5 protein-coding genes are annotated in these 6,369 nt (G+C 63.2%); 4 read left to right on the plus strand and 1 reads right to left on the minus strand.

Features of this window, described 5'->3' with window-relative positions; translation table 11 throughout:
* Positions 1–59: 59 nt before the first annotated feature.
* From YY7_RS0126740 to rsmA, 4 genes are all read left to right on the plus strand, one after another.
* Positions 60–2,453, plus strand: a complete 2,394-nt coding sequence (locus tag YY7_RS0126740; protein WP_245287413.1) for an LPS-assembly protein LptD — start codon at positions 60–62, stop codon at positions 2,451–2,453.
* Positions 2,454–2,521: 68 nt separating this feature from the next.
* Entirely contained in the window at positions 2,522–3,454 is a 933-nt protein-coding gene (locus tag YY7_RS0126745) for a SurA N-terminal domain-containing protein (protein WP_028165905.1), read from the plus strand.
* Between the two features lie 2 nt (positions 3,455–3,456).
* A complete protein-coding gene (gene pdxA, locus YY7_RS0126750; RefSeq protein ID WP_028165906.1) occupies positions 3,457–4,461 on the plus strand; it encodes a 4-hydroxythreonine-4-phosphate dehydrogenase PdxA in 1,005 nt (334 codons plus the stop codon).
* Positions 4,458–5,324 carry a 16S rRNA (adenine(1518)-N(6)/adenine(1519)-N(6))-dimethyltransferase RsmA gene (rsmA, locus tag YY7_RS0126755; RefSeq protein ID WP_028165907.1) on the plus strand — a complete coding sequence of 289 codons (867 nt, stop codon included), beginning with the start codon at positions 4,458–4,460 and terminating at the stop codon, positions 5,322–5,324. Before pdxA ends, rsmA begins: the two co-directional genes overlap by 4 nt.
* Before the next feature lie 12 nt (positions 5,325–5,336).
* Here rsmA and YY7_RS58510 read toward each other — a convergent pair.
* Positions 5,337–6,276, minus strand: a protein-coding gene (locus tag YY7_RS58510) for an IS630 family transposase (protein WP_433994517.1) whose coding sequence is annotated in 2 segments (ribosomal slippage) — positions 5,337–5,939 and positions 5,941–6,276 — 939 coding nt in all. Because the reading frame shifts where the segments join, the coding sequence is not laid out codon by codon here.
* Positions 6,277–6,369 lie beyond the last annotated feature (93 nt).

Here is a 6,369-nt window from a genome sequence, read left to right on the forward strand (position 1 = left end):
TCAGGCGGCGCAGTACCGTGCGCCGTCAGCGGACTCGCTTGGCCGGCTTCCTACTAACCTTGACCGTTGGATTCATTCTTACGGCGACGATCGGCGTTGACCTGACGACGCCCGCCGCCGCGCAGAGCTTCACCTACAATCCGCGGCCGCCGAAACCGACTCCGGCCCCGCCCCGGAATGACGGGCAGATGCTCGTGCAGGCGACCGAAGTCGATTACGACTACAACAATCAGCGCGTCTCCGCGGTCGGCAACGTGCAGATGTTCTACAACGGCACCAGCGTCGAGGCCGACAAGGTCATCTACGACCAGAAGACCAAGCGCCTCCATGCCGAGGGCAACATCCGCTTCACGGATGCCCAGGGCAAGATCACCTACGCCAACATCATGGATCTCAGCGACGACTACCGGGATGGTTTCGTCGATTCGCTGCGCGTCGACACCGAGGATCAGACGCGCATGGCGGCGACCCGTGCCGACCGGTCCGCTGGCAACTACACGGTGTTCGAGAACGGCGTCTATACGGCCTGCGCGCCGTGTAAGGACGACCCGAAGAAGCCGCCGCTGTGGCAGGTCAAGGGCGCCCGCATCATCCATAACCAGACCGAGAAGATGCTCTATTTCGAGAACGCCCAGCTCGAGTTCTTCGGCGTTCCGATGGCGTACATGCCCTATTTCTCGACGCCCGACCCGACCGTGAAGCGCAAGAGCGGCTTCCTGATGCCGAATCCCAGCCAGGCATCGACCTATGGCTACGCCGTCGAGATCCCCTATTATTTCGCGCTCGCCCCAGACTATGACGCGACGTTCAACCCGCGCTTTACGACGCGCCAGGGCGTCCTGCTCCAGGGTGAATTCCGCCAGCGCCTGCTGGACGGCTCCTACTCGATCCGCGCCTATGGCATCGACCAGCTCGACCGCGGCGCCTTCGCCGGCCAGCCGGGCGACCGCCAGTTCCGCGGCGGCATCGATACCCACGGCCAGTTCGCGATCAACGACAAGTGGGTCTGGGGCTGGGACGGCGTGCTCCTGTCCGACTACTACTTCTTCCAGGACTATCGGCTTGCCCAGTACCGGGACCCATTCGCGGCGTTCCTGAGCCTGCCGACAGAAGCGATCTCGCAGCTCTACTTGACCGGCGTCGGCAATCGCAGCTTCTTCGATGCGCGCACGATCTATTACCTGAGCTACTCCGGCAACCAGAGCCAGGTGCCGGTGGTCCATCCGGTGATCGACTATAACAATGTGATCAACAGCCCGATCTTCGGCGGCGAGTTCAGCTACAAGGTGAACTTCACCAGCCTGACGCGTGACCAGGCGGTCTTCGACCCGATCACGACGCTCGCCAACACCGCCGGCCTGTGCACCACGGCATCCGCCGATCCCCTGGCCCGGATGCCGTCGCAATGCCTGTTGCGCGGCTTCCCCGGCACCTACACGCGCCTGACGGCCGAAGCTCAATGGCGGCGATCATACACCGACCCGTTCGGCCAGATATGGACGCCGTTCGCGATCGTTCGCGCCGACGCGATCGATTCTTCAGTCTCGAATCAGCCCGGTGTTTCGAACTTCCTTCCCGTCGGCGAGACGCAGGCGCTGCGCCTGATGCCGACCGTCGGCCTCGAATATCGCTACCCGTTCATCAACGTGCAGCCGTGGGGCACCACCACGCTCGAGCCGATCGCGCAGGTCATCATCCGCCCGAACGAGACCTATGCCGGCAAGCTGCCTAACGAGGACGCACAGAGCCTCGTGTTCGACACTAGCAACCTGTTCTCGGTCGACAAGTTCTCCGGCTATGACCGTGTCGAGGGCGGCGGCCGTGCCAACGTCGGCGTGCAGGCGACCACCCAGTTCGATCGGGGCGGTGCCGTGAAGGTGCTGTTCGGACAGTCCTACCAGTTGTTCGGCCTGAACTCGTTCGCGGTCGCCGATGCGACCAATACCGGCCTCGACTCGGGCCTGCAGCATGCCGCATCCGACTATGTCGGCAGCGTCAGCTATTCGCCCAACCGGACCTACACGTTCAGCGTCCGATCGCGAATGGACGAGGCTACCTGGAACATCAACCGCTTCGAGGCCGAGGGACGCGCAAACTTCGATCGCTGGTCGGTCAGCCTGCTCTACGGCAACTACGCGGCCCAACCGGAACTCGGCTATCTCACCCGTCGCGAAGGCATCCTGACCACCGCCTCGGTCAAGGTCGCCTCGAACTGGGTGGTATCCGGCTCTGCGCGTTGGGACCTTGAAGCGAACAAGATCAATCAGTACGTCGTCGGCGCCGGCTATGTGGACGACTGCTTCGTGCTGGCCGCGAACTATGTCACGTCATACACCTACTCCACCCCCTCGACGCCGCCAGTCCTCAGCCACTCGTTCATGTTCCAAATCGGGCTGCGGACGATCGCGACCACGACGACGACGGCGGGCGGCGCGAACGGCGGCTTTCAGTAGAGCGTGATCCGCACCGCCGAAATTCGGTGCGGATAGGTTGATATGGCTGATATGACCACATCGCTGAGATGACCATGACGACGTTACCCCTTCGCCTTTCGACCCTGGCTCCCGCGATCGCGCTCGCGCTGATGCTCTGCGGCACTTCGCCGCTGAAAGCGCAGACCGTGGCCGTCATGGTCAACGGCGAGCCGATCACCAACTACGACATCGAGCAGCGCACCAAGCTGAACTTCCTGACCACCCACAAGCAGCAGAACCGGCAGGAAGTGATCGAGGAACTGATCGACGAAAAGGTGAAGATCAAGGAAGCCAAGAAATTCGGCGTCGACCCCTCCTCCTCCGACATCGAGCAATCCTATTCCGCGATGAGCGCGCGGATGCGGATCTCGCCGGAGCAACTGACGAAGTCGCTGGAGAGCCAGGGCATTCGCGCCGACACGCTCAAGTCCCGCATCAGGGCCGACATGGTTTGGACCAGCCTCGTGCGTGGCCGCTACAAGGAAAGCCTCCAGGTCGGCGAGAAGGATGTCGCGGCCGCCGCGCAGGAAGGCGGCGAAAAGACCGAGATCGAAGCTTTCGAATACAAGATGCAGCCGATCGTGCTGATCGTACCGCGCGGCTCCACGCCGGCATTGGTCGAAGCGCGCAAGAAGGAAGCCGAGGGGCTGCGCGAGCGCATCACGAGCTGCGACGAAGCCAATTCCTATTTCAAGACCATACCCAACGCGGCGATCCGCGACACCGTGACCAAGACCACGGCCGACATCCCGCCGAGCATTCGCGAGGTGCTCGACAAGACGCCGATCGGCCATCTGACCCCGCCGGAGATCACCAAGCAGGGCGTGGAGATGGTCGTGCTGTGCGGCCGCAAGACCACGATGATCGACTCGCCGAAGAAGAGGGAAATCCGCGAGAAGATGTACGCCCAGAAATATGAGGCGAAATCGAAATCCTATCTGCAGGAAGTCCGCAAAGCGGCCATGATCGAATATCGCTGATGATGTCGAAGCCCCTTGCGCTGACATCCGGCGAACCCGCAGGTATCGGCCCGGACATTGCGCTTGCCGCGTGGTTGCGGCGTGATGAACTGAAGCTTCCGCCGTTTTACCTGCTAGGCGACCGCGATTTCCTCGCTGAGCGCGCGCACCGTCTTGGCCTTGCGGTCGAGCTTGCCGACGCTTCCCCCGAAGAGGCGCTCGGCACGTTCGCGAGAGCCTTGCCCGTCGTTCCGTCCGGCAAGCCGGCGACGGCGCGGCCCGGCACGCCGGATGCGACCAGCGCGGATGCTGCGCTATCCTCGATCCGGCGCGCGGTCGCTGACGTCATGGCCGGCAAGGCCGCCGCTGTCGTCACCAACCCGATCGCCAAGAACGTGCTCTATCGCGCCGGCTTCGGTCACCCCGGCCATACCGAATTCCTGGCCGAACTCGCGGCCAAGAACGGGGTCGCGCCGCAGCCCGTAATGATGCTGTGGTCGCCCGCACTCGCCGTCGTGCCCGTGACGATCCACCTTTCGCTGCGCGAAGCGCTTGCATTGCTCACGACTGACTTGATCGTCTCGACGGCCCGCATCGTGGTGGCCGACATGAAGGCGCGCTTCGGGCTTGCCCGCCCGCGCCTGGCAATTTCGGGGCTCAATCCGCACGCCGGCGAAGACGGTACGCTCGGCACCGAAGATATCGAGATCGTGGCGCCCGCTGTCGAGATCCTGCGCGCCGAAGGTGTCGACGTCCGCGGACCGCTGCCGGCGGACACGCTGTTCCACAAGGCGGCGCGCGCCACCTATGACTGCGCAATCTGCATGTATCACGATCAGGCGCTGATCCCGATCAAGACCATCGCGTTCGATGACGCGGTCAATGTCACGCTGGGCCTGCCGTTCGTCCGGACGTCGCCGGATCACGGCACGGCGTTCGACATCGCCGGCACCGGCCGCGCCAATCCGTCGAGCCTGATCGCGGCGCTGCGCCTGGCCGCAAGGATGGCCGCGACGAAGCCTGAATGAGCGCGATCGACGATCTGCCGCCGCTGCGCGACATCATTCGCGAACACTCCTTGTCGGCGCGCAAGTCGCTGGGCCAGAATTTTCTGCTCGATCTCAACCTCACCGCGCGGATCGCGCGCGCCGCGGGTCCGCTCGAGGACTCGACCGTGATCGAGGTCGGTCCCGGCCCAGGCGGATTGACCCGGGCGCTGCTCGCGCTCGGCGCAAAACGCGTGATTGCCATCGAGCGCGACGAACGGGCGCTGGCTGCGCTCGACTACATCGTGAAGCGATACCCGGGACGGCTCGAGATCGTGCATGCCGACGCGCAGCATTTCGATCCCCGCCCCCTGCTCGATGGCGGCAAGGCAAAGATCGTTGCCAACCTGCCCTACAACATCGCGACCCAGCTTCTGGTCGATTGGCTGTCGATCGAACCCTGGCCGCCCTGGTACGACATGATGGTGCTGATGTTCCAGCGCGAGGTCGCCGAGCGGATCGTCGCGCAGGAGAACGGCGAGGCCTATGGCCGGCTTGCCGTGCTCGCCAACTGGCGCACTGAGACAAAGATCCTGTTCGACATTTCTCCGTCGGCCTTCGTGCCGCAGCCGAAGGTCACCTCGTCGCTGGTGCGATTGATACCACGCGCCGCACCCGAGCCTTGCGACCGACGCGCGCTGGAACAGGTGGCAGCCGCAGCCTTCGGTCAGCGCCGCAAGATGCTGCGCCAGAGCCTGAAGTCACTTTCGGTCGATCCGGCTCGGCTCGCCGCCGCAGCACATGTCGATACCACCCGCCGCGCCGAAACTATTCCCATCTCCGGCTTTGTTGCCATGGCCCGTGAATTGGCCAATATACGAAACACAACATCAAACATTGCCTAAAGCGTGATGGCATTAGGTTCGATAACCTGAATTTTCGAGATAGTTCGCGCATTCTTCAGAGGTGAATGCTGGCAAGGCTTCACCGATGGCGGTGCAGACGGTATCGACAGTTCGGGCGGCCGCCTTTCGGAGCAGATGTTTGAGCTTGGCAAAGACCTGTTCGATCGGGTTCAGGTCGGGCGAGTATTTCGGCAGGAAGAACAGTTTGGCGCCGGCAGAGCGAATGAGCTGGCGCACGACCTTGCCCTTGTGGCTGCCGAGATTGTCCATGACCACGATATCGCCGGGGCGAAGGGTGGGCAGGAGAACTTTCTCGACATAGGTCCGAAAGCTCGCGCCATCGATCGGTCCTTCGATGAACCATGGCGCATCGATCCGGTCATGGCGCAAGGCCGCCAGGAAGGTCATGGTCTTCCAGCGGCCATGTGGAACCTTGGCGGGGAGTCTGCGCCCGCGCGGCGCCCATCCCCGCAGGGGAGCCATGTCGGTCCTGGTCCAGGTCTCGTCGATGAAGACCAGCCGTTCAGCTTCGACGCGATCTTGATACTTTGTCCACTGGGCTCGCCGCCGTGCCACGTCGGGACGATCGCGTTCGCCAGCCACCACGCTTTTTTTTGAAGCTGAGCTTCTCGGCGTGCACGAAGTCCCACACCGAGTGGTAGTCGACCTTCAGGCCGCGCCCGGCAAGCTCGGCAACGAGCCCACGTATGGTGAAATCGCCGTCCTTGATCCGTTGCGACAGCCAGACCGCGTGGTCTCCCGAAACCGCTTTCGGCTTGTGACCGCCCATCTGGCCCGGAGCAACGCTGCCGGTCTCATCGACCCGCTGCATCCAACCGATTGCCGTGCTGATCGCAACCCCAAACTGCTTGGCCGCCTGATTGCGGGACATCCCGCCCTCGATCGCGGCCACCACGCGCTTGCGAAGATCCAGAGAGTAAGGCTTGCCCATCCATGCTGGCCTCCTGCCCAGCCAGCATGGTGAATCAGAAACTCACTGATTTGGGAATCCCAAATCGATTCAACTTAACCCCATCCCGCTTTA

The sequence above is a fragment of the Bradyrhizobium elkanii WSM2783 genome, assembly GCF_000472865.1.
Classification (GTDB): domain Bacteria; phylum Pseudomonadota; class Alphaproteobacteria; order Rhizobiales; family Xanthobacteraceae; genus Bradyrhizobium; species Bradyrhizobium elkanii_A.

Bases quoted from the DNA above. Each gene is read 5' to 3' on its own strand.
- rsmA (WP_028165907.1), top strand. From the start codon at position 4,458: ATGAGCGCGATCGACGATCTGCCGCCGCTGCGCGACATCATTCGCGAA.
- YY7_RS0126745 (WP_028165905.1), top strand. From the start codon at position 2,522: ATGACCATGACGACGTTACCCCTTCGCCTTTCGACCCTGGCTCCCGCG.
- pdxA (WP_028165906.1), top strand. From the start codon at position 3,457: ATGTCGAAGCCCCTTGCGCTGACATCCGGCGAACCCGCAGGTATCGGC.